Raw genomic sequence first — 22,676 nt, 5'->3', positions numbered from 1 at the left:
CTCTCAGCGGCCCGACTGCAGTGCGGAGACGATGACTTCGGCGTTGGTCGTCAGCAATCCGATGTAGGTGCTGTGCGCGCTGCCGTCGGGTCCGAGGCTGTCGGTGTTCAAGCTCACCACCGCGACGCCGGCCTGTGAAGCCAGTTCCTCGAGCGTGGCCGACGCATGAGTCGTATCGCCGAAGATGACCACGACGCCTTCGTGATCGATGACGTGCGCCAGCTCTTCAAGACGAGCGATGCTGGCTTCCGCTGCTGTGGTCGCGGCCGGAATCACGGTGCCCACTACCCGGAAGCCGTACCTGTCGGCGAAGTAGCGGAGCGAGTCGTGGTTGGTGACCAGCACGCGCTGTTCGGGCGCCAGACTCTCGACGAGATCGACGATGTCGGTGTGGGCGTCGTGCAATGCGTCCTTGTAATCCTGCGTGCAGGCCGCAAGTTCGGCTTCAGGCAGCCCAGTTGCCTCAGCGATGGTGTCGGCGAGCTCATCGAGGGTGCCCGAGATCCGCACGGGATCGAACCAGATGTGCGGGTCGGCACCGCCTTCGTGGTCGTGCTCATGATCGTCCGCCTCGGCGTGATCGTCTGCTTCGTCGTCGTGATCGGAGTCGTCGGACTGGTCGTCTTCGCTGTCGTCGGTGCCGAGGGGCTCGATGTGGTCGCCGATGACGAACACGGGCGTTCCGCCGGCGGCGACGGCATCGAGCGTGTCGTCGAGCGTGTCTTCGAGCCCGAGACCGTTGATCACGATCATGCTCGCGTCGTCCATCTTGGCGCGATCTCGCAGGGACGGTTCGTAGGTGTGCGTATCGACGCCGGGCGGCGCGAGCGACTCGACCTGAACGAGGCCGTTGCAAGTGACGTTCTCGACGACATCGGCCCAGATGCTCATGGACGTCACCACCGTGGGGACGCCGGAATCAGCGCCGGAATCAGCGCCGGAGCCAGTGCCCGAATCAGTGCCAGCATCAGCGCTGGAACCAGTCGCATCGTCGCCCGCGCACGCAGCGACAAGCAGGACTCCAGAACAGATCATCGCCGCGAGACGGGTGGCCTGGCGCCGTCGGCGGCGTCCAGGTTCTCTGGAGTGAAGCGGAGGCGACACCCGCTCGCGGGGACGCATGGAAGCACTCATGGCCGGCTGCACGGCCGTGACTATAGTGAGACTCATTCTCATCTTCAATCCTGTGACCGGATGAGCGAACAGATGAAGGGCGAGGTACGACGCTGCGATGTTCACGCTCAATGACATCAAGGTGTCCTTCGGCAACCGACAGGTCCTCGACATCGACTCCATGAGGTTGGACTCGGGCGCTGCGGTGGCCTTGATGGGTTCGAACGGCTCGGGCAAGACGACGCTGCTGCGGCTGCTCGGCGGCCTGCTTGCACCGACCTCAGGCAACGTTCGCAAGGACTACGAGATCACGGTCGGCTACGTCAGCCAGCACCACAGCCCACACGCATTCATGCCGATGACGGTGAATGAGGTGCTGATGATCGGGCGATTCCGCGAACGGGGTCTGCTCGGCCGTATGCGCAAGGTCGATCGTGATGCGATGGACGTGGCAGCCGAGCGATTGAAGGTGGCAGATCTGCGGAGACGGTCGTTCGGTCAGCTCTCGGGCGGGCAGCGCCAGCGCGTGCTGATCGCGTCTGCACTGGCCTCTCAATCGGATTGCTTGCTGCTTGACGAACCCATCACGGGCCTCGACATCCCGAGCCAGGACATTGTCCTTGAGGTCGTCGATGCCGAGCGGATGCGCAACAAGCTGGTGGTGCTCTCGACGCATCACCTCAGCGAGGCCCGCCTGTGCGAACGGATCGTGCTGCTCAACGGTGCTGTGCTCGCAGACGGCACGCCCGAACAGGTGCTCAACGAGGAGAACATGGCCGCTGCGTTCGGCGCCAATGCAGTGACCCGGCTGGAGTTTGGCGAGGGCGACGACATGTCGTCGCTGCTCGTTCTGGAGGAGCCCGGGCCTGCCCGCGACGCCGACTTCGGCCGCGCGAGCCAGATCGCTGGAGAAGCGGTGTGGTCCCTCGGGCCGCGCAAGCGGCCGTGACAGGACAGGCCGCGGAAGCGGCCGTGGCCAAGCAGCCCAATGAAGCCGACACGTGGTCGAGGGATCTCGGCGAGTTGCACGACAGTGTTGCGGCGCGACTGCGAGACGCCGATCAGCGCTACACCGACGGCCGACGTCGATTGGTGGAAGCGCTGGCGCGTGCGGCCAGGCCGGTTCGGCTCCCCGACATCGAGTCGATGGTGCCCGATCTGGCCCGCAGCACGGCGTATCGAAACCTGGAGGCGCTCGAGCGATGCGGGATCGTGCAGCGCCTTGAAACCGGAGGCGAGCGCGCCTACTTCGAGCTGGCCGAATCGCTGCTGGGTCATCACCATCACCTGATCTGCGTGAGCTGCGGAGCGATCTCTGACATCGAGCTGGACAGCGAGACCGAGGTCCGCATCGACCATGCGCTCGCTGCTGCCGCGCGCGAATCAGGCTTTATGCCATTGCGCCACAACCTGGACCTCTACGGACGGTGTGGCGACTGCGAGGCTGTGCGCTGAGGCTGGCCGCTGAAGCTGTGCGCTGCGGCTGAATGCCAAGAAAACTGCGTCACAACCAGGCCCGTGCCCGGCAATTCAGCACGCCCGTCATAGGCTGAATTGCATCTCACACCAGCATCATCACGACTTGCGCGAGGTGTCTCGTCGGCGATTGGCCGTGGCGTTTGGGCTGACACTCGCCATCGCCGGGTTCGAGGTCTTCGGTGCTGCGCTGTCGGGCAGCCTGGCGCTGCTCGCCGACGCCGGTCACGCCTTCACCGACAGTGCCGCCATCGGATTGGCTCTGCTGGCCTCCTGGGCCGCACGCAAGCCGGCCTCGGTCAAGCGCACGTTCGGCTTCGAGCGGGCCGAAGTGCTGGCGGCAGCGGTCAACGCAGTTGCGCTGTGGGCGGTGGCGGTGTGGATCGGCTGGTCGGCGGCACTGCGGTTCCTGGACGGCTTTCGGGGCAACCCGGTCGAGGTCGAAGCGGGCTGGGTGCTGGTGATTGGCGGCATTGCGCTCGCCAGCAATGCCGCAGCGGCCCTGCTGTTGCGCTCAGGATCGACCCGCAATCTCAACGTGGAGGCAGCGTTCCGCCACGTGCTCGCCGACCTCTTGGTTTCGGTCGCTGTGATCGTCTCGGCGGCGATCATCTTGCTGACCGGCTGGTGGTGGGTCGACCCCGCACTGAGCATCGTGATCGTGGTGCTCGTGGTGATCAGCTCGTGGAAGCTCGCCACGTCGGTGTTCGGGGTGCTGATCGACGGCGTGCCCTCGGATCTCGACATGGATGCGCTCTGCTCGGACATGGAGGGAGTGGCGGGCGTCACGGTGATGCACGACATCCACGTGCGCATGGTGACGTCGGGCTACGTGCAGATGAGCGCCCATGTGGTCACCGATCCCGAACTCGGCGCCGATGCCGACCGGTTGCTCAGCGATCTGCGGGCGATTGCGAAGGATCGGCACGGCATCTCGCATCTCACATTGCAGCTCGAGCGCTCCGAGGCCGACTGCACCGAAGACCACCACCTGGATCGGGACAGCTCCCGCCCACGCACTTAAGAGCCTTAGCGGATAGGCGGCGATGCCCGGCAGCCCCGGCGGCCTGGACTTTGCGCAGAAATGCCGCCACAGACGGCAAATTTGCACAAAGAAGGCGTGACAGCAACTTTCCGAGACGTCACCTATCCGCGCTGCCCCGCAGTGTCGGCGGGCTCCAGCAGGCTGCAACCGAGGTCAGAAGCGGGCACGCCCAGATGCGCGCCGTGCCCACAGCTGGCAGGCGAGGGCCAGGACGCCATAGACGAAGTAGCTCACGCCAATCGGCATCACGTCGCCGGCGATCGCTCGATCGGTGATCGCAGCGAGCAATGCGCCCAGCCCGGTCGAGCAGAAACCCACGACTGCAGCAGCCGTGCCCGCCAGTGCGCCCATCGGTTCGAGCGCGAGGCTGATGGCGACGGGAAAGAACCCGATCATCGCAGCGTTCGCCAGGCTGAACAGCAAGATCCACACTCCGATCCTGGGCAGACCGCCAGATGCGGCAGTGACAGCCAGCAGCGCACCCGAGGTCGCCGTGAAAGCGACGCCGGCAACGAGTGCAAGCGGGCGCGCTTCAACCCGGCGCAGCATCTGGTTGTTGGCGATCGACACGCCTGCGGCGATTGCGCTCATCGTGGAGAAGTACGGAACGAACCAGCTCGGCCGCCCATAGACGTCGACGAAGATGAGTTCTGAGCTGGCAAGGAACGAGAAGAGCGCGCCGAATCCGAACGTGACTGCCAGCGTGTACCCGAGGGTCGTGCGGTTTGCGATCACGCTGCGGAAGCCGGCGAGCGTGGTGGCGAAGCTCAGCGGCCTGCGGTTCTCATCCGCGAGCGTCTCGGGCAGCCGCAGCGACCACAGCGCCAGCACGCCTGCGCTCGCTGCGCCGAAGAGCAAGGTGTAGCGCCACGACCCCAGCGCCACGAGGCCCTTGCCGAGGATCGGGGCCAGGATGGGCCCCAGGAAGAACACGGTCTGGATGAGCGTCATCGCCCGGGCCATGGCGGTGCCGCTGAAGCGGTCTCGCACGATGGCCTGGGTGAGTGTGCGCGGGCCTGCTGCGGCAACGCCCCATACGAATCGGCTGGCCAGCAGCACCTCCAGCGATGGGGCCAAGGCGCCCACCACGGCTGCCACGGCATAGAGCCCCAAGCTGAAGAACAGCAGCGGCTTGCGACCGATGGCGTCGGCGAGCGGGCCATAGAAGAGGGTGCCCACCGCCATGCCGGCGAAGAACAGCGTGAGCGTCAGCGACAGTTGCGTGGAGTCGGCGCTGAGACCGAACGCAGGACGCATCTGCTCGAATGCCGGGAGCAGCGTGTCGATGGCGATGGCCGCCATGGCGCTTGCCAGCGCCATGAGCAGGATGAATTCGCGTTCGCCGATACGTCTTGGCGGGCGGCTGGCGCCAGTGGAGGCGCCCGGTGACGGTCGCGTCGAGCTCAGGCCCGAGCCTGCTCGTCAGTGACAATCGGCGACTCGGTCGACCAGGGGAAGTTGATCCACTGGTCGGTGTGGCGCCACACCCAGTCGCAGCTGACCGTGGACCAGGGCTTTTCGTACAGCACTGCGGTGCGGACGCTGCGCACTCGCGGCAGGCAGAAGTCGTACACCATCTTGAGCGTGTGGCCGGTGTCGGCGACATCGTCGGCGATGAGGATGTCCGAGTCGCGATGGTCGACGAGATCGGGCGTGGGCGGCAGCATGATCGGCACTTCGAGGCGTTCGTCCACGCCGGTGTAGTACTCGCAGTTCATGACGTAGATGTTCTTGACCGACAGGGCATAGCCCAGCGAGCCAGCGCAGAACAGCCCGCCCCGCGCAATGGCCAGGATCATCTCGGGCCGGTAGCCGTCGTCAGCGATCATCTGCGCCAGCTCCCGCACGGCGGTGCCGTAGCGCCGCCAGTCCATCACTTCGCGTTCTTCAGCGTCCGTCGCCTCGCTCACGCGCCCTCCCAGGCCGTCGCCACTGTCGTGTCAGCACGCTAGGCGCGTGCACCCGGTTCGCACACGACCGAGTGCACGCTCGCCTGCCCACAACCCGGCATACGCTGACAAGCGTGTCTGGAAGCGGACGGAAGCGTGAAGTCTTCCGGAATCCGCCCCGTTAGATGCCTGACTCAGATGGACTAGAGGCCATCAACAGCCGCCAACTGGAACTCCGGCTTGGGGACGAGATTGGAGCGCTGCGCGAGGCAGGCCTGGCGGAGGATGAGACGTTCCTGATCGCGGTGAGGCGTCTGGCGGCGAACGATCCGGCGGTGCAGGCGTTCGCACGGGAGCATTTTGCGGGGCTTTGGGACATGCCCAGCGACGATCTCGCTGAACCGGTGCCTGAAGCGCCGGGCGCTGCGGTCGCGCTGGTCGAGGGTCGTCGCGGCTTCGTCGTGATGGCGGTGTTCGCGTGCGTTGCAGCCATTGCGATCCGGCTGCCGGAGGCATTCGGTTTCGGACTGACCGACCCTTCCGACACAGGCAGCTTCTACGGCCGAAACATCGGCTTCCTGGTGCTGCCGGCGTTAGCGGGTTGGTTCGTATGGCTGCGCCGACCGCCGATTCGGGCGGTTGTCGCACTCGCCGCGGTCTTTGGGGCGCTGGCGGCAGTCGTCAATGCATACCCGTTCGACGAGGGTGGCTCCACCGACATCCTCGCGATGATGCACCTGCTTGCGCTGTTGTGGCTTGTTGTCGGTGTTGCGTACACCGGCGGCGAATGGCGGTCGTCACAGCGGCGGATGGGCTACGTGCGATTCACCGGCGAGTGGTTTGTCTGGTACGTGCTGATCGCCCTCGGCGGAGGCGTGTTTGTCACTGCCACGGTCTGGGCGTTTTGGGCCATCGGAGTCGACGTCACGGACTTCGCGAGCTTGTGGCTCTTGCCGTGCGGTGCGGCTGGCGCAGTCGTCGTCGCGGCCTGGCTCGCCGAGGAACGCGGTGGCGTGGTGTCGGGCGTGGCACCGGTGCTGTCCCGTCTCTTCACGCCATTGTTCGCAGCCATGCTGCTGGTGTTCCTCGTGGTCACCCAGTTTCGTCGACAGATCATCCATGGAGATCGCGAGGTGCTCTTCTTCTTCAACGTGCTGGTGGCTCTGGTCCTGGCGCTCATCCTGTATTCGGCCTCGGCTCGGCGCCCCGATGCCCCGCTCGAGGGATTCGACATCTTGCAGACGGTGCTGGCCGGCTCTGCACTCATCACCGACCTGCTGGTCCTGGTAGTGATCATCGGTCGAATCGCCCAATACGGCTGGAGCCCCAACCGGGCTGCGGTACTGGGCATGAACCTCATTCTCCTGGTCAACCTGGCTGGCACGACGTGGCTCTATGCCCGGTTGTTGCGCCGACGCCGACCGTTCGCCGACATCGTGCGCTGGCAGACCGTCCACTTCGGCGTCTACGCCGCGTGGGCTGCGGTGATAGTCGTGGCCTTCCCGCCGATCTTCGGCTTCGCGTAGGGCGCGTCTGCCAGCTCATGCACACGGCCCACTCGGCCTTCCCCGTCTCCGCCGTCTGCAGCTCGCTTCTTCTATTGTTTGGGATCTAGTGCGGCTCCAGTCGAGGTGTGGCCGCACTTCGTTCTCTTCCGTTCGCGGTCGGTGGCTTCGAGGTGGATGTCGCACCCCGTGGCGACACTCAGGCGGATCCGAGGAGGTGATGACAATGCCTGATCCCGAGGCAGGCTTCGTCGATCAACAGGTGCGTCAAGTCTCGAATGGAGCTCAAGCATGGCTCACACCTTCGGCGCGGGCACGAGACGTCGCGTGATGGTTGGCTCCGACACTGAGGCAACGGCGGCGACGTCCGACACAGGCATCTCGATTCCGCCGCGAGACACGATCGGCGTCGTGGGATTCCAGCTGTGGTGGGGAGACGTCGAATTTGTCGACGAGGAATCGGGTGAGTTGGAGTACCACTTCGGGCCGGTCGCGTATGTGGAGCTCACCGACGGCAGGAGTCATCGATACCAAGCGTTGACGGTCGGCGAACTCAATGGGCAAATGGCCCATCTCGGCATCGAGATGGAGTGCCCGCCTGCTCGTCTCAGCCAGGTCGAATGCATCTGCGATCTCTGCACACGCGCTGTCGGCCGACGCGCGCCAACGGTGGAATGATCTCAGGGCGCCATTCCCTGCCCTTTCGCAGCGCCCGTACTTCCTTGGTTGGGAGAGCACTTGCGTTACGGTCGCTTGAGTGAGTTCCCCCAGCGTCGGATCGTCGGCGCGGCTGGACCCAATTCAGGGTGTGCTTGAAATACTCGATCGCGCTGCGATGACGGGCACCAACAAGCTGGGTCTGATTCTCACGTTGCTCGATCTGGCACCGAGGCTCGACACCGACGCTCCCGGGATTACTCGAACTCAACTGGCCGAGCGCTACCTCGAAATCCACTGGGAGCACGCAACCCCGTACGCAGGCCCTGACGGCGACGTCACACTGCGTCAGAGTTCGGCACGCAAGCGGCGCGGGGACGGCACGACTGCCGATGACACGAAGGTCATGCAGGAGGTCCACAGGCTCCGGAAGTTGCTGAAATTCCACCACCGCGGAGATCTCCGAGAAAAGCCGTTGGACATTGTCAAACACGGCATCAAGGACTCCGAATGGCACCTGGAGTGGGAGGAAGAGTACGAGACCGCGCTCGCGCGCGTCCGGGCATCCCTGTTGAAGAACCCGGTGCGTTATCTCCAGCAGCTGCCGGGCAATCCCGATCCGTTCCTGTACGACCCGACTTTGGACAAGTCAGGCATCACGCTTCTCCCGGGCGTTGTTGAGAGCCTCACAAAGTTCGCGGGCATTCTTCGACCCTTGGTTGAGTTCCGGTTTGCTCAGGCGGTCGTGCGGTTCAACCATGAGACGCTCAAGCTGCCGGTCGACGACGTCTATTCCCACTTGTTCGGCCGCGAGAGGCTCATGCCCCCGCCAGCGATGCGGGAGCGTCTCGTCCAGATTCAAGACGGACGCTGCATCTTCACAGGCGATCCGCTGCCCGCAACCGGTGGTTCGTTAGATCATGTAATGCCCTGGTCAAGGGTGCGCCTGTCGCAAATCGAGAACTTCCTCATGACGACGCGGAGCGTCAATAGCAAGAAAGCTGACTCGCTGCTGGCGCCTGATGCGGTAAAGCGATGGCTTCGTCACTTCAATTCCAACTCTGTGGAGATCCAAGAGTGTGCGAACGACCACAACTGGCCGGCTGGCATTGACGGCGTCCGGCGAGTGGCAGCCAACATTTATGAGGCACTCGACGCAACGACTGGCGTGTGGGACGTCGATCGCGGAATTCAGCCGATCGGAGACGAAGGCAAACGCAAGGTGCTCGCACTATTGCAATAGGCCCCGTGCTGCCGACCCGTCTCTTGCCGGTGGAGCCGACGACGAGTCGTGTCGTGGCTACTGTCGCGCCATCGACGTTCGGTTCGGGCGTCGGCAGGCTCCGATCGGACCCAGCCAAGCGAGGAAACCCATGGAACTAGGCGAAGCAGCACTCACGTCGATGACGACACGGTACTACACCGACGACCCGGTGTCCGATGAGACGTTGGAGCGTGCGTTTGACTACGCACGCCATGCACCCCAGGGCGGCAACCGCCAGCCAGTGCGATTCATCGTCGTGCGAGATGACGAGAAGAAGCGGCAACTGCAGGAGTGGTATCTGGAACCGTGGAAGGCGTACCTGGGGCTGGCTCGTTCCGGCGAGATCGAGATTGTCGGGGACAAGGCGAAGCGCCTGCTGGACAGCGCCGACTACTTCGCCGAGCACTTCGCAGAGGTGCCTGCCATTGTCGTGGCCTGTGGCTACATCGACGGGGTCCATCCGACCGACACCGAGCTCGGCCGCCTCAGCGTCGTGGGCGGCGGCTCGATCTACCCGGCCGTGCAGAACTTCCTGCTCGGCTGCCGCGAAGCTGGCCTCGGCACGGCACTCACGACGCTGCTGTGCATGTACGAGCCGCAGGTCGCCGAGATGCTGGACATCCCCGAGGGCGTGGCCACCGCAGCGCACATCGCCGTCGGCTACCGATCCACACCGTTCCCACGCAAGCTCGACCGCCTGCCGCTCTCAGAGATCGTCTTCAACGAGACCTGGGGCGACTCGGCCTACTAGCCCGCGTGCCGTCGGCTGTGATGTTGTGATGTTATGATGACGCGATGCGGACGACGCTGGAACTGGACGATGACGTGCTTGCCGTCGCGCGCTCACTGGCACAGGAACGGGGTATCTCGATCGGGGCAGCCATGTCGGAATTGGCACGTCGCGGCTGTCGGCAACGCCCGGGAGCTGCCTCTCGGGGAGTGCCCGGGTTCGAGGTCGGGACTGACAGCGGCCCGATCACGCCGGAGATGGTTCGTGCGGCGAGCGAAGATTGGTGACGCCTCTTCTTGACGTCAACGTGCTTGTCGCCCTGGCCTGGCCGACACACGTCCATCATGGGGCGGCTGTCGACTGGTTCACCTCTCGTCAGGGAGCGCCATGGGCTACGACACCGGTGGTGCAACTCGGTTTCATTCGTGTCTCGTCGAACCGGCGGATCTTGCCCGATGCGCGGTCGCCGCATGAGGCAGCCTCGGTCATGAGAGCGCTCGCTTTAGTGGAAGGCCACGTGTTTTGGATCGACGACATCGATCCTTCCCAGGCTCTATCAAGCGGCCCAGAGCGGCTGACGGGCTATCGACAGGTAACCGACGCACACCTCATTGCCCTAGCCGATCGCCACGACGGCTGCGTCGCGACCTTCGACAAGGCCATGGCCTTGCTGGCGGACGACCCGCAGCGGGTTCTCGTCCTCGACCCAGACTGATCGACACCGGCCCACATCGCCGTCGGCTACCCGTCCAATGCACTCGCCGCAAGTAGTATTTCCTTACTTCCTGAAAGCGGTAAGGAATCCGACATGCAAATGATGGCGCGAGTCACCTCCAAGGGGCAGGTGACCATTCCCAAGAGCGTGCGCGAAGCGCTGGGCATCAGCCCAGGCGATGCCGTGCTGTTCAGGATCGAGTCTGAGCAGGCGGTCATGCAGCGCATCCCCGATCTCATTGAACTCGCGGGAAGCGTGGAGGTGCCCCCGGAGAAACGCGACACACCGTGGGAAGAAGTACTCGCGCAGACCCATGAAGCTTGGGCCCGCGAGGCAATGGACATCGACGAGTCGTGACGGCGTTCGTCGACACCAACGTCCTCGTCCGTCAGCTCACAGGGAGCCCGCCTGAGTCCGCAGCCGCATCCGCACGGCTGCTGGCATCTGGAGAGACGCTGCTGCTGGCGGATTTGATTCTGGCTGAAACGATCTTTGTGCTCCAGTCGTTCTATGCCATGCCGCGGGCACGCGTGGCCGAGTTGACTCGAGGTGTGTTGGCCACAGGAGCTGTTCGTGTAGAAGATCCCGCGCTGTTGTTTCGCGCGATCGAGATCTACGAGACATATCGTCTGGCCTTCGCAGATGCCTACCTCGTGGCTTCGGCGGAGCAAACCGGCATCGGCAGAATCGCCTCTTTCGATCGCGGCATTGACAGCGTGCGCAGCGTCGAGCGGGTCGAGCCGTAGGGCTTGAACTTCATCAGGCCAAGGCGGGGGCGGCCGTCGGCGGATGGGCGGGGCAGCGGAGGCTCTAGCGTTCTCTGCTGGCTGGCGACTCGACGCGCTGAGAAACCAGAGATGGGGAGGGCGACATGGCGATGACTGACGAGCAGCGGCATGAGGCCGCCGCGGCACTGCTGCATGCCGAGAACACCCGCGAGTGGATCGACCCGATCACCGACACCTACCCGGGCGCCGACATCGAAGACGCCTACGCCATCGGGCAGATGGTGACCGACGCCAAGGTTGCCGCCGGCAGAGTCGTCAAGGGCCACAAGGTGGGGCTGACCTCCAAGGCCATGCGCTCGACCTCGGGCGCCACCGAGCCCGACTACGGAACGCTGTTTGACAACTGGTTCCTCGACGAGGGCTGCATGGTGCCCGCGTCGATCCTCAACGTGCCGCTGGTGGAGATCGAGATCGTCTTCGTGCTGAAGTCGGACCTTGGCGGACCGGACACCAACGCCATCGACGTGATGCGGGCGACCGATTTCATCTTGCCCGGCATCGAGGTGGTGGATCGGCGCTACAACCGGCGCAGCACCCAAGCCGGCGTGGCCGACAGCATCGCCGACGCAGCATCGTGCGGTTTCATCATCGTGGGCGGCCGCCCCACCAAGCTGACCGACATCGACATCCGGCACATCGGCGGAGCCCTGTACCTGAACGGCGACCTGGAAGAATCCGGCACCGCAGCGGCCGTGATGGGCAATCCGCTCAACTCGGTGGCCTGGCTGGCCCGCAAGCTCGACGAGTTCGGCGTCACGATGTCAGCCGGCCACGCGATCCTGTCCGGCTCGTTCATCCGTGCCCGCACAATCCGCCCCGGCGACGCCGTCGTCGCCGACTTCGGCCCCCTCGGCCAGATCAGCTTCGGCGTCGGACTGCCCGAGGATTGAGCCCCAGCGACTCGGGTCAGCTCTATAGAAGTGTGCTCACATCTACAGGTGTGCATATACACAGGTGTGTATGCACACCACTACGAGAGTCCGTCCGTGCGCCGCGAACGCAGATGCCGCGGCTCAGTCTTCGACGTAGGCCACGAAGTCGCAGGAGATCTTCGCGGGCCCGCCGCCTTCCACTTTCATGTTGTGGCGAGACGGCCGCGACTCCGGGTCGGGGAAGCGCTCAAGCCACGGTCCGTTCAGCGCCGGGCGGGACGCAGCCGGGTCGGTGACGTAGAACGTCATCTTCGCCATGTCGTCCCAGGTGGCACCGGCGCCCTCGAGCATCTGGCCGACATGGGTGAACAGGTTGTCGATCTGCTCTTCGAGGGAGTCGGGAACGTCACGCGAGCCCGGGTTGGTCGGCGGCGTGATGCTGCTCACCACGAGCGGTCCGATACGCGTCGCAGCGGGAATCGGATTGGCGTGCTGGAAGCTCTCGATCTCAATCGACGTGCGTGCCATGGCGAGTTCTCCTCTGCGGCTGATGCTCAGCCCCTGCTCGGGTCGTGCCCGCAAACCTACGCGAGGATGCGCGAGGCACGGGAAGATTCGGCTGTCGGCGCGCGGGTTACGCGCCCTCGACGACGACCATCTGGAATTCGGCGGCACCAGCCCGGACGTGGCGGGCGTGGCGGTACTTCTCGGAGTCGTAGAACTCCTTCGCCGAGTCCATATCGGGGAATTCCAACACGACCAGACGCCGGTTCTCCTCGGGGCCCTCGAGGGTCACCGACTCGCCGCCTCGCACGATGAATTTCCCGCCGCACTCGGCGACAGCGGCCGGCGACAGCGCCTTGTATTTCTCGTACTGGTCCGGATCGGTGACGTTGACCCGCGTGATCACGTATGCAGCCACGGTGTTCCTTTCGGTGCAGGTGCCGGATCCGCCAGCAGACGACTGCGTGTTGCGCCGGCTGCTAGCCGACCGAGTTCAGGATGGCGTCGCGCCCGTGCTTGAAGCCCGCTGACTCCGGTGTGTGGTTGAGCGCCAGCTCGGTCTCGACTTCGCCGGCGATGCGGGAATGCCACATCTTTCGCGGCTGGGACATGTCGAACGGCACGCCCTGATGCATGAGGCGGCGGTTGTCCCAGATCACGGCCTCGCCCTCGGTCCACGCGTGCTGGTAGATGCGTGGCAGCTGGCACGCCTCGCGGTTGAGCCGGTCCAGCAATGCCACAGACTCTTCTGGGTCCATGCCGACAATGTCGTGGGCGTGGCGGCCGATCAGCAGATTGGGCCGACCGGTGTCGGGGTGGTACTTCACCATCGGCCGGACCGATATGTCCATGTCGTGGTAGCCGTACATGCCGTAGGTGCCATCGTCCTTCTTGTTCGGCAGCAAGCCCGCCCGACCCTGGCTGTAGTACAGCGAATGGTGCGTTTCCAGCGTGTGCACCAGCTCGCGGTCTTCGTCGGACAGCACCTCATACGCGGCCCGCATGTCGGCCCAGCCCGTGTCGGCGCCGTCTTTGGGCACCAGCTCGGCCGTGAACACGGCGCCTTTGGCCTGCAGCGGCATGTAGGTGCTGTCGTGATGCCAACCCCAATTGCCCTTCAGCGACTTCACGAGTTCGTCGGCGGGCTCGTAGTGGACTTGGCCGTCCTTGCCGACGTTCGAGATTGGCGCCGCGTTGAATTCCAGGTTGCCGAAACGCATCGCGAATGCGTCCTGCTCGTCGTTGGTCAGGAACTGACCAGAGAAGATCAGCAGTGCGTATTCCAACCAGACTTCGTGCAGCGCCTCGAAGGTGACGTCGTTGATGGTCCGCAGCTCAATGTCGTGAATCCACGCTCCGAACGTGGCATCGACAGGTTCGATGTTCAGCGTGACAGCCGTCATGGACGGATCGTACCACCGGCCCAAAGTGGCTTCAGGGTGGCGATTCGGCCTTGCGAAGCCGGGTCACATGAGCTGCTGATGCGTCGGCAATCTGGTGAGCGCGCCGCGGGCAGGCAAGACTCACCCGGGGCCAGAAGGCCCTCAACTCCGAGCACCCCAAGGAGCAGTCCATGGTTGATGCCGCATCGAGCATTGGTTCCGCCGACAGCGGAACAGTGGTCGAACGCATCGAGACCCTGTCGTGCGATGCGGCGTGGCGGAACTACTACTTCTTGAAGGTCACCACCGCCGACGGCGTGGTCGGCTGGGCCGAGTACGACGAAGGCTTCTCCTCACCCGGCCTCACCACCGCCATCGAAGCGCTGGCACCGCTGGTCATCGGCCGGTCAGTCTTCGATCACGAGCCCACCTACCAGTACCTCTTCGCTCGTACCCGCCAAGCGGCCAGCGGCGTCATCGGCGAAGCGCTCGGCGCGATCGAGAACGCGCTGCTCGATGCCAAGGCCCGCACGCTGGGAGTGCCCTGCTACGACCTGCTTGGCGGCAAGGTGCGCGACCGCATCCGCGTGTACTGGTCGCACTGCAGGACGTGGCGCATCAACCTCGCGCACATCTACGGCAACCGCATCACCGATCTCGACGGCGTGCGTGCGCTCGGCGCCGAGGTTGCCGAGCGAGGCTTCACGGCGCTCAAGACGAACATCTTCCGCCAGACGCCGGACGGGCTGCGCGGCTGGCTGCCGGGCTTCGGCACGCCGTTCGCGCCCGAGCTGAACGTGTCGCGCCAGCTCATCAACGAGATCCGGGCGACTTTGCAGGCGTTCCGGGACGGCGCCGGCGACGACATGGACCTGCTGTTGGACCTGAACTTCAACGCTCGCACCGAGGGCTACGCCCGCATCGTGCGAGAGCTGGCCGACTTCGGGCTCTTCTGGATCGAAATCGACACCGATCATCCCGACGCCATGGCGCACATCCGCTCGAAGGCCGGATGCACGATCAGCGGGGGAGAGTCGCTGTTCGGCGTGCGCGAACTGTACCCGTACCTGGTTGCCGGGTCGCTCGACGTGCCGATCATCGACGGCATCTGGAACGGCTTCTGGCAGTCCGCCAAGATGGCCGCAATGGCCGACGGCATGGGCCACAGCGTCGCGCCGCACAACTTCTACGGGCACCTCGCAACGATGATGAACGCCCACTGGGCGGCGGCTACCCCCAACATCATCATCATGGAAACCGACATCGACCGCATTCCGTGGGACGACGAGATCGTGACCGTCGCGCCGAACTACGTCGACAGCCACCTCATGCTCGGCGATGCGCCCGGCTGGGGAACCGAGCCCATCGAAGAGGCTCTCGCAGCGCACCCTCCCCGGCTGAGTGGCCTCCGCGAACGCCGCCCCCCGGCGGGCGATGACTGAGGAAACCGCTTCAGCGTCGAACCCCGCACCGCAGGCCTTCCGACTTCGATTTGCTGACGGCGCGCCGCGCCTGACGCCGATCGTCGGAGCACGCAGCGCGGGCGACGCCTTCCCGCCACGCATCGAGCGCATTGCGCCAGTGCGCCCGACGCCGACGCCGACACCGTCACCACGCCCACACCCACAAGACAATGCTGACCAACGCGTCTCGAGTCGAGCACGTCTGGCGCTCGCCACCGGCTCGTTGGCGTTCGTGCTCGGAACTGTCAACGTCACCGTGACGAACGTCGCATTTCCCGAAATCGTTCGGGCCTTCCCCGGCGTGTCAGGGGCGGTTACGGGCTGGATCGTGAGCGGCTACGCGCTCGCGTTCTCCTCCACGATCATCGTCGGCGGTCGGCTCGCGGATCGCTACGGCCGACTGGTGGTGTTCCGACTCGGAGTGCTCGGCCTCTTCGTGTCATCGATCGCCGCCGGCCTGGCACCTGGCATCGAGTTGCTCCTCGTAGCACGGGTGGTGCAGGGGCTGTGCGGAGCCCTGACCGTGCCTTCTTCGCTTGCGCTTGTCCTGCCGCAATTTCCCGCAGCACGCCAAGCGAGCGTCATCGGCGTCTGGGCGTCCGCGGGCATGGCGGCGTCGGGTATCGCTCCCGGCATGGCTGCGGGCATCCTCGAGATCGCCGACTGGCGTTGGGTGTACCTGGCCATCGCTCCCATAGCGGCGCTCGCATTCCTGGGTTCGATCTGGTTCTTGAGCGAGACAGCCAAGCCCGATCGCAGCCGACCGCTGGACTTGCTCGGAGTCGCCATGGGGACTGCTGCGGTGTTTCTCGTCGTGCTGGCAACCCTGCAGGGCCGCTTCTGGGGATGGGGAACGGTCGGGACCCTCGCGTGCTTCATCGGTGCCGCGGTGCTGCTGCCGCTGTTCCTGTGGCGCTCCGCCGGTCATGACGAGCCGCTCTTCGACCCGCGGCTCTTCCGGGTTCGCAGCTTCGCCGTGGCCAACATGGCGGTGTCATTGGCGATGATCGGAGCCTTCACGAGCTGGTTTCTGTGGCCCCAATACCTGGTGGGCGTCTGGGACTACAGCCTGTGGGCCGTCGGTCTGGCGTTCACCCCGGCTCCGATCATCTCGGCGGTCATGGCGGTGCTCGGCGGTCGCTGGGCCGACAAGCACGGGTTTCGGGGGATGATGGCCCTGGCGTCGCTCATCGCCACATTCGGCCATCTGTGGCTGCTGTTCTTCCTGGACGAGAACGTGCGCTTTTGGTTTGCGTTCTTTCCCGCGACCGTGTTCTTCGGCCTGGGCATGGGCCTGCTAGCCAGCCACCTGAACTCAGCGGCACTCGTGGACATCAAGCCTGCCGCCCTCGCGACTGCGAACGGCGTGCATCAATCGCTGCGGTACAGCGTCGGCGGCATCGGCGTGGCTGTGTCCATCGCAGTTCTGGGCGGCACCCACGAGGTGCACCTCTACAACTGGCTGTGGCTGCTGCTCGGCGGCCTGCAAGCGCTCTGCATCCCGCTCATGGGATTCGCCTACCCCCGCAAGCGCCCCGCAGCGGCCTGATACGCAGAGGCCCCGGAGCTGCCATGCGGCAGCCGGTCCGGGGCGTACTTTCGGCGGGGGCCCTAGGGCTAGCCGCCGACCGCCAACATTATGCACACAGAGTCAGGTCAGGGGCAACCAGGGTTGACCGGCAACGCATCGACTATTGAGCGCCCTCACTCGCGGCCAACCCAATCAGGACAGACGGGTGCTAGTGGCGTGCCGCACGGTGGCTACAGCAGCTCGTACACCTCGTAGACGAGCCCGCCCTCGGGAAACGAGCCGATGCCGATCGCCTGGATCTTGTTCAACCAGGCGTAGTCGCCGTCCATCGACGTCTGGAACGTCGGCGCGGAGCGGGGTGTGCCGTCCTCGACGATCTTGCCCTGGTACTCCATCAAGATGTCGGTGCCGTCGTCGGTGCGGATCGAAATGCGCACGTCGAGATGCATGGTTCCGTCGGCCCAGCGGTACAGCCAGTCTCCCGACGGGCCGAGGATCGTGCCATTGATGCGTTCGCCGGTGACGGTGCCGCTGTCGACCGAGGCGATCATGCGGCTGCCGAAGGGACCGCCCTTGATGCGGGTTGCGCTGGACAGGTCGGCATCGATCGCCATGCTGAATAGGTGCCGTACTGGCAGGGAAGTTTCGGACATCGGGTGCTCCTTGCTTGTTGCGATTGGGCTTGTCGAGATTGGCGTTGTCGGAAGAGAAGGGGTCAGTGCCGCGGCAACCGCCGCGTATTACATGGTGAAGCGCAGATTCCGGGCGGCATGCGCCCCGATCTGCTCATCGCCAGACCAGCTCACCAGACCCGCGGCGATGGGGACCTCAGGGTCGATGCGACCGCAGGTGAGATCCATGAAGGCCATCGAGTCGCAGTGCAGCGTGACGGTCGGATCCTCGACGTGGTCGACCTCGCCTGCGCGGCCATCGACCGCGACGTAGATATCGCGCTCGACGGCGCCGGTGATGTCGAACCGCATCGAGGAGCCGTCGGGGAGGCCGACCCGCTTGCCGGCGATGTAGCCGATCGACAGGTGTACCTCGTTCAGGGCCATCTCGGCGGCGGGGCCGCCGTTGTCGGTCGGCATCCCCAGCGGGGTGCGGCAGTCGCGCTCGTGCATCCAGTGGTCGAATTCCCGGATCGACATGAAGCGGCCATAGGTTCCCGGCCCCACCGGGGTGATCGATCCCCGGTCGAAGACCTCGTCGTCGAGCGCCTCGAGTTGTGCAACGCGCCCGTCCCACACCTCGGCTGCGAGCTCAGCCAGCGCCGGTCCGCTCATGGCCGTGGCTGCTGATACGTAGGCAGCGATGTCGCCGAAGGGAGGCGGCGTCTCGACCGACTCAGGCAGCCAGCCCGACAACGCCTGTTCCACGGAGACTTGGTGGGCCAGCACACCGTGGACCGTCCAGTCCGGGCAGTTCGACTGCACCTGCCACTGGTCGCCTTCGAGCGAGCCGTAGAACTCTTTGCAGCTCGCCCAGCAGGCCTTGAGGTTGTCGATGATGAGTTGCGGCTGGCTCATGAGGTCCGTCCCGTTGTGTGCTGTCAGCGTTGTGATCGGTTGTCGTCGGAAGAGTTGCTGTCGAGGGCGTCGCAGGGCCGCTCAGCCAGCCTCGGCTCGGATGCGTCCCAGGATCTCGCCCAGCCGCTCGATCATGGCATCCACCGAGCGCGCACCGGCTTGGAAGATCGCCGTGACGTTGACCGAGGCCCAGTCGAATCCCATCGCGGCAACGATTGCGGCTCGCTCGCCGATTGCATCGAGGTCCTTGTAGAAGCCCTTGTCGGCGTCGGTACGCGGTGGCGGGGCCAGCATCAGCTGCATGCCGATGGACGCGGGATCTCGGCCGAAGTCCTCTTCGGCTCGACGGCGAATCGCTGCCATGCACTCGAGCGCTCGCTCGTCGCTGACGCCAGATGCCATCCAGCCGTCGCCTTTCTGGGCGGTCCGGCGCAGCGCAGCCGGGCTGTCGCCGCCGATCCACAGCGGGATCCCAGCGCCTTGTGGCGACACGGGCTCCATGCCCATGTCATGGCTGTTGTAGTGCTCGCCGGAGAACTCGATGCAACCGCCAGTCCAGTAGGTCCGCATGAGGTCAATCGCCTCGTCCATCCGCTTGCCACGCGTGCGGAAATCCTCCTCCAGCGCGTCGTACTCGGAGTCCTGCCAGCCCACGCCGATGCCGAGCCGCACGCGACCGCCCGACAGCGTGTCCAGCGTCGAGATCTGCTTCGCCACCAGCACGGGCTGACGTTGAGGCAGCACCAGCACTTCGGTGGACAACGACACCCGCTCGGTCACGGCTGCCACGTTGGCCAGCAGCATCAGCGCTTCGAGGATCGGCATGTTGGCGGGATAGATGGTGTAGCGGCCCTCGCCCGGATGGCCCATCACGACGTGGTCGAATGCAGCGATCTCGTCGTAGCCCAGGTCCTCGACGGACTTCGCCAAGTCGAGCACCCGCTGGGGTCCTTCCCGAAAGACGATCGACGGGAAGTCGACGGCGATCTTCATGCGTGGTTGTTCTCCGGCTCGGGCCCTGTGCTCAATCGGGCCTGTGTTCAATCGGATGCAGTGGGCAGGCGGACCCTAGCTGTCGCCGGCATGAGCAGCCTTGCGTCGGAGGTGTGCTCGGCGATCTCCAGCTCCACGACACCTGACTTCAAATCCACCGCGGTCACCGTGCCCGAATACACCAGTTCTTCGCCCGCGAGCGCGCTGGCGCGGTTCTGCCAGGTGACGTTCTCGAGGCGTGCCTGCGGTCCGGCCCAGTCGGTCACATACTGCGTGAGCCATGCGCCCTGCAGGGGACCGTGCACGAGGATGTCTTCGTACCCTTCGAAGCGGGCGTAGTCGCGGTCGTAGTGGATGCGATGCGGATTGTGGCTCGCCGCGCTGTACAGGAAGAGCTGCGCCTCGTCGGGGAACTTGTAGATCGTCGGCAGTTTGTCTCCGACGCTGAGGTCGGCAAGACGGGCCGTTGCGTTGAGATCGTTGTCGAGTGTGCTCATGGTGCAATCCGTGTTGTCTGTGTCATCGGGCGATGCCGATCAGGCGGGAACGGGCGACTTCGTCGCCGAACTGGTTGACGAAGGTTGTCTCGCGAACTTGCCGGACGAAGGGCCCCTTGCGTCCCTCCTTCTGGTCAAGCGCAGCGAGCCGGGTGACGGCGGTGATCTCATCGCCGATGCAGACCGGCTCGATGAAGTCCCATTCCTCGCCGCCGAACATCATCCGATTGACCAGCAGCCGCACGCCGGTGCCATCGCGGTACAGGCCGTCCGTGCGCAGGTCTGATGCGGTTTGCGGCTGCATCACCGCATGGGTGACGTAGGTGGGCGGTGCCACCAATGTCCGGTACCCGGCAGCTTGGGCTGCAGCTTCATCGAAGTAGATGGGATTCTCGTCGCCGACGGCGTAGGCATAGCGCTGCGCTTCCCGGCGGTCGATGACCACGGTCACCGGCCCCGACATCACCTCGCCGACGCGCGCCAGCGACTCGGCTGGAATCAGCGACTCGCTCATGTTCCTGACACTAGGTCGCTAGCGTTTGAGGCGCAGCAGGAGGAAGCAGCGTGGCGTTGTGGTCGAGGAAGCTGGAGATACCGGACGCCGAGGGGGCGCTGCCCGGGCGCAGCCAAACGATGCCGGTGGCCCCAGCGCACGTCGTGCTCGGAACGCCGATGACGCCGCCATTCCCCGAGGGGTTCGGACACCTCGTGGTCGGCATGGGCTGCTTCTGGGGTGCCGAGCGCATCTTCTGGCAGCTGCCCGGCGTGTACACCACAGCCGTGGGCTACGCCGGCGGCACAACGCCGAATCCCAGCTACGAAGAGGTGTGCTCGGGTCTGACCGGCCACACCGAAGCCGTGCTGGCTGTCTTCGATCCAGCCATCACCAGCAATGAGGCCATGCTGAAGGCGTTCTGGGAGGGTCATGACCCCACGCAGGGCATGCGGCAGGGCAACGACATCGGCACGCAGTACCGATCGGGCATCTACACAGCGGACGAAGACGAGTTGGCGCGCGCCACCTCGTCGCGGGACATGTTCCAAGCGGTGCTCGACCGTGCCGGACTGGGCCCCATTACCACCGAGATCTGCCTGGCCGGGCCCTTCTATTACGCCGAGGACTATCACCAGCAGTACCTGCACAAGATCCCGTGGGGTTACTGCGGCTTGGGCAGCACCGGTCAGACCTGCCCAGTCGGGGTCGCAACCGCCGACTGAGCGACTGAGAGGCCGGGCGGCTCCGCGGCCGAGAGGCCGGGCGCCCGGTCGACCGTCAATCGAACGCGTTGGCGAACGCTTCCATTGTCTCGTCGGCCACAGTGCGCCTGTTCTCACCCCACGGCAGCGGCATCAGGACCGGGTGCTCCACGCCGGCGTCGACATAGGTCCGGGCGAACTCGCCGATCTCCGCTGGCGAACCGATGAAGTCGATCGCCTGGATCATCTCGTTCGAGATCGCTGCCAGCGCGCCTTCGCGATCCCCCTCGGACTGGCGAGCGCGGGCTTCGTCCACTTCGTCACCGAAGCCGGCCGCACGAAAAGCGTTGGCGTAGCCGTCGGCCATCACGTAGTTGAGCAAGTCGCGCTGGGCCGAGCGCGCCGAGCGCTCCAGGTCGCCGGCGGCAGCGTGCACGTAGCAGATGATCTGCGCATCGCCGCCAGCGCGGACCTCCGCGACGGCCGCGGGTACGTGCGAGGCCGGCAGGTAGTTGAGCAGCACGCCGTCTGCCACCTCTCCCGCCAGGCGCAGCATCTGCGGGTTCAGCGCCGCCAGCACGATCTTGGGGCGGCGCTCGCCCAGCCGCATACCGAGACGGAAACGGCGTACTTGCCAGAAGTCGCCCTCGAAGGTCACTGCTTCGCCGCTCAGGCACTCGCGCAGCAACGCCACGTACTCGCGCATCATCGCGATGGGCCGCTCCGTCGGCGACTCGCCGTGCTGGCGCAGGATCCCGGGCGCCGACACACCCAAGCCGACGAGCACGTCGCGGTCGTCGCTGAGCGACTGCAGCGTGGAGGCGGTCATGGCCACGAGCGTCGGGGCGCGCAGTTGCACCGGAATGATGCCGGTGGCCAGATCGAGACCCGGAGCCGCATGCGCCACGGCCCCGAGCAGCGAGAACGCGTCGGACCCGGTGGCTTCGACCGTCCAGATCGACGTGTAGCCCTGAGCTTGCGCGGATTGGGCGATGTCGACAACCGCAGCAGGACCCAGCACTCCCAGGCTGCCGAACGTCACGCCCAGGGGCGGCCACCCAGATGGTTCAGTCGTGCTCATGGCGGCGCACCGTACCCGCCTCCCGAGTGGGTCGCCGAGTGCCTGCCAGCCCCTTGGAGGCAGTTGTGTGACGTCTTGGTGAACTGACGGTGGCCGGCGTCAGGTGCGAGATAGGGTGAGGAACACAACCAGCAGTGACGCCTCGAGGGGCGCCGAGCGCGGGGAGGAAGCCGAGATGACCGAGACCACCGAACCGACTCGGACAGCTGAGCCCCGGATCATCTCCGACGCGCTCGAAGTCATCGACAGCGCACTGGGCGACTTCTTCCAACGCGAGTTGGTGTCATCGGGCGAGATCACCGATGTGCTCCTCGACGTGCGCACGCTGCTGCGTCGTAGTGATGAGGCCGAGGCCGTGCCCGCCATCTCCAAGAGCGACCAAGGTGTCGCCCGGGCCTAAGCGCAGGGCACCAGCAGTCTTCGAATTGAAGCGCGGCTTCGCACC

At 65.3% G+C, this 22,676-nt stretch carries 28 protein-coding genes; 16 read left to right on the top strand and 12 right to left on the bottom strand.

The features are described 5' to 3' along the window. Positions 1-3 precede the first annotated feature (3 nt). Entirely contained in the window at positions 4-1,251 is a 1,248-nt protein-coding gene (locus ACOQPH_RS10570; RefSeq protein WP_420621356.1) for a metal ABC transporter substrate-binding protein, read from the bottom strand. Here ACOQPH_RS10570 and ACOQPH_RS10565 point away from each other — a divergent pair. The 3 genes from ACOQPH_RS10565 (at position 1,232) to ACOQPH_RS10555 (ending at position 3,613) form a co-directional block, all read left to right on the top strand. Then, positions 1,232-2,062, top strand: a complete 831-nt coding sequence (locus tag ACOQPH_RS10565) for a metal ABC transporter ATP-binding protein (RefSeq protein ID WP_420621355.1) — start codon at positions 1,232-1,234, stop codon at positions 2,060-2,062. The two genes, ACOQPH_RS10570 and ACOQPH_RS10565, sit on opposite strands and share 20 nt — an antisense overlap. Beyond that, positions 2,059-2,568, top strand: a complete 510-nt coding sequence (locus tag ACOQPH_RS10560; protein ID WP_420621354.1) for a Fur family transcriptional regulator — start codon at positions 2,059-2,061, stop codon at positions 2,566-2,568. The genes ACOQPH_RS10565 and ACOQPH_RS10560 overlap by 4 nt, the downstream gene beginning before the upstream one ends. Before the next feature lie 157 nt (positions 2,569-2,725). After that, positions 2,726-3,613 (top strand): cation diffusion facilitator family transporter, encoded by an 888-nt coding sequence (locus ACOQPH_RS10555; RefSeq protein ID WP_420621353.1) that lies wholly within the window; start codon positions 2,726-2,728, stop codon positions 3,611-3,613. A 174-nt stretch (positions 3,614-3,787) separates the two neighbouring features. On the opposite strand, the gene ACOQPH_RS10550 is transcribed toward ACOQPH_RS10555, so the two are convergent. Then, positions 3,788-4,954, bottom strand: coding sequence for an MFS transporter (locus ACOQPH_RS10550; RefSeq protein ID WP_419553931.1), 1,167 nt, complete (start codon positions 4,952-4,954; stop codon positions 3,788-3,790). A gap of 83 nt (positions 4,955-5,037) precedes the next feature. After that, a complete protein-coding gene (locus tag ACOQPH_RS10545) occupies positions 5,038-5,508 on the bottom strand; it encodes a phosphoribosyltransferase (RefSeq protein WP_420624345.1) in 471 nt (156 codons plus the stop codon). 200 nt (positions 5,509-5,708) lie between these two features. Between ACOQPH_RS10545 and ACOQPH_RS10540 the strand changes: the two genes are divergently transcribed. From ACOQPH_RS10540 to ACOQPH_RS10500, 9 genes are all read left to right on the top strand, one after another. Beyond that, positions 5,709-7,049, top strand: coding sequence for a hypothetical protein (locus ACOQPH_RS10540; RefSeq protein ID WP_420621352.1), 1,341 nt, complete (start codon positions 5,709-5,711; stop codon positions 7,047-7,049). Between the two features lie 270 nt (positions 7,050-7,319). Next, complete coding sequence (locus ACOQPH_RS10535; protein ID WP_420621351.1) at positions 7,320-7,706, top strand: hypothetical protein; 387 nt, start codon at positions 7,320-7,322, stop codon at positions 7,704-7,706. Positions 7,707-7,863: 157 nt separating this feature from the next. After that, the gene (locus tag ACOQPH_RS10530; protein ID WP_420621350.1) at positions 7,864-8,928 is read left to right on the top strand and encodes an HNH endonuclease; all 1,065 of its coding nucleotides are present in this window, start codon (positions 7,864-7,866) and stop codon (positions 8,926-8,928) included. Positions 8,929-9,058: 130 nt separating this feature from the next. Beyond that, positions 9,059-9,700: a nitroreductase family protein gene (locus tag ACOQPH_RS10525; RefSeq protein WP_420621349.1), complete on the top strand. Its 642-nt coding sequence runs from the start codon at positions 9,059-9,061 to the stop codon at positions 9,698-9,700. 44 nt (positions 9,701-9,744) lie between these two features. After that, complete coding sequence (locus ACOQPH_RS10520; RefSeq protein ID WP_420621348.1) at positions 9,745-9,966, top strand: CopG family transcriptional regulator; 222 nt, start codon at positions 9,745-9,747, stop codon at positions 9,964-9,966. After that, positions 9,963-10,394: a TA system VapC family ribonuclease toxin gene (locus tag ACOQPH_RS10515; protein WP_420621347.1), complete on the top strand. Its 432-nt coding sequence runs from the start codon at positions 9,963-9,965 to the stop codon at positions 10,392-10,394. The genes ACOQPH_RS10520 and ACOQPH_RS10515 overlap by 4 nt, the downstream gene beginning before the upstream one ends. Before the next feature lie 93 nt (positions 10,395-10,487). Continuing rightward, positions 10,488-10,751 (top strand): AbrB/MazE/SpoVT family DNA-binding domain-containing protein, encoded by a 264-nt coding sequence (locus ACOQPH_RS10510; RefSeq protein ID WP_420621346.1) that lies wholly within the window; start codon positions 10,488-10,490, stop codon positions 10,749-10,751. Beyond that, entirely contained in the window at positions 10,748-11,140 is a 393-nt protein-coding gene (locus tag ACOQPH_RS10505) for a PIN domain-containing protein (protein WP_420621345.1), read from the top strand. Before ACOQPH_RS10510 ends, ACOQPH_RS10505 begins: the two co-directional genes overlap by 4 nt. Positions 11,141-11,265: 125 nt before the next feature. Next, positions 11,266-12,072 (top strand): 2-keto-4-pentenoate hydratase, encoded by an 807-nt coding sequence (locus ACOQPH_RS10500; protein WP_420621344.1) that lies wholly within the window; start codon positions 11,266-11,268, stop codon positions 12,070-12,072. A 123-nt stretch (positions 12,073-12,195) separates the two neighbouring features. Here ACOQPH_RS10500 and ACOQPH_RS10495 read toward each other — a convergent pair whose 3' ends face one another. From ACOQPH_RS10495 to ACOQPH_RS10485, 3 genes are all read right to left on the bottom strand, one after another. Further along, positions 12,196-12,582, bottom strand: a complete 387-nt coding sequence (locus ACOQPH_RS10495; protein WP_420621343.1) for a RidA family protein — start codon at positions 12,580-12,582, stop codon at positions 12,196-12,198. A gap of 106 nt (positions 12,583-12,688) precedes the next feature. Further along, entirely contained in the window at positions 12,689-12,976 is a 288-nt protein-coding gene (locus ACOQPH_RS10490; protein ID WP_420621342.1) for a DUF1330 domain-containing protein, read from the bottom strand. Positions 12,977-13,037: 61 nt separating this feature from the next. Next, entirely contained in the window at positions 13,038-13,961 is a 924-nt protein-coding gene (locus ACOQPH_RS10485; RefSeq protein ID WP_420621341.1) for a TauD/TfdA dioxygenase family protein, read from the bottom strand. A 170-nt stretch (positions 13,962-14,131) separates the two neighbouring features. On the opposite strand from ACOQPH_RS10485, the gene ACOQPH_RS10480 reads away from it, so the two are divergent. Together ACOQPH_RS10480 and ACOQPH_RS10475 are read left to right on the top strand one after the other, a co-directional pair. Beyond that, positions 14,132-15,382, top strand: a complete 1,251-nt coding sequence (locus ACOQPH_RS10480) for a mandelate racemase/muconate lactonizing enzyme family protein (protein WP_420621340.1) — start codon at positions 14,132-14,134, stop codon at positions 15,380-15,382. Continuing rightward, entirely contained in the window at positions 15,375-16,952 is a 1,578-nt protein-coding gene (locus ACOQPH_RS10475) for an MFS transporter (protein ID WP_420621339.1), read from the top strand. Before ACOQPH_RS10480 ends, ACOQPH_RS10475 begins: the two co-directional genes overlap by 8 nt. Before the next feature lie 212 nt (positions 16,953-17,164). Here the strand turns inward: ACOQPH_RS10475 and ACOQPH_RS10470 are convergent, their stop codons facing one another. The 5 genes from ACOQPH_RS10470 to ACOQPH_RS10450 all read right to left on the bottom strand — a co-directional run bounded on the left by ACOQPH_RS10470 (position 17,165) and on the right by ACOQPH_RS10450 (position 20,467). Further along, positions 17,165-17,587 carry a DUF3237 domain-containing protein gene (locus ACOQPH_RS10470; protein ID WP_420621338.1) on the bottom strand — a complete coding sequence of 141 codons (423 nt, stop codon included), beginning with the start codon at positions 17,585-17,587 and terminating at the stop codon, positions 17,165-17,167. An 87-nt stretch (positions 17,588-17,674) separates the two neighbouring features. Next, entirely contained in the window at positions 17,675-18,463 is a 789-nt protein-coding gene (locus ACOQPH_RS10465) for a maleylpyruvate isomerase family mycothiol-dependent enzyme (RefSeq protein ID WP_420621337.1), read from the bottom strand. A gap of 81 nt (positions 18,464-18,544) precedes the next feature. Then, on the bottom strand, positions 18,545-19,456 hold the full coding sequence (locus tag ACOQPH_RS10460; RefSeq protein WP_420621336.1) for an LLM class F420-dependent oxidoreductase: 912 nt from the start codon (positions 19,454-19,456) through the stop codon (positions 18,545-18,547). A 47-nt stretch (positions 19,457-19,503) separates the two neighbouring features. Further along, entirely contained in the window at positions 19,504-19,953 is a 450-nt protein-coding gene (locus ACOQPH_RS10455; RefSeq protein WP_420621335.1) for an acyl dehydratase, read from the bottom strand. Positions 19,954-19,975: 22 nt separating this feature from the next. Continuing rightward, a complete protein-coding gene (locus ACOQPH_RS10450) occupies positions 19,976-20,467 on the bottom strand; it encodes an FAS1-like dehydratase domain-containing protein (protein ID WP_420621334.1) in 492 nt (163 codons plus the stop codon). Between the two features lie 119 nt (positions 20,468-20,586). Here ACOQPH_RS10450 and msrA point away from each other — a divergent pair, with 119 nt between their 5' ends. Beyond that, positions 20,587-21,171 (top strand): peptide-methionine (S)-S-oxide reductase MsrA, encoded by a 585-nt coding sequence (msrA, locus tag ACOQPH_RS10445; protein ID WP_420624344.1) that lies wholly within the window; start codon positions 20,587-20,589, stop codon positions 21,169-21,171. A gap of 55 nt (positions 21,172-21,226) precedes the next feature. Here the strand turns inward: msrA and ACOQPH_RS10440 are convergent, their stop codons facing one another. Next, the gene (locus ACOQPH_RS10440) at positions 21,227-22,231 is read right to left on the bottom strand and encodes an LLM class F420-dependent oxidoreductase (protein WP_420621333.1); all 1,005 of its coding nucleotides are present in this window, start codon (positions 22,229-22,231) and stop codon (positions 21,227-21,229) included. Positions 22,232-22,406: 175 nt separating this feature from the next. Here ACOQPH_RS10440 and ACOQPH_RS10435 point away from each other — a divergent pair, with 175 nt between their 5' ends. Continuing rightward, positions 22,407-22,631, top strand: a complete 225-nt coding sequence (locus ACOQPH_RS10435; protein ID WP_420621332.1) for a hypothetical protein — start codon at positions 22,407-22,409, stop codon at positions 22,629-22,631. The last annotated feature ends 45 nt before the right edge of the window (positions 22,632-22,676 follow it).

Source organism: Candidatus Poriferisodalis sp., assembly GCF_965221945.1.
Lineage (GTDB): Bacteria > Actinomycetota > Acidimicrobiia > Acidimicrobiales > Poriferisodalaceae > Poriferisodalis.
This window is presented reverse-complemented; position numbering and strand designations above follow the sequence as displayed.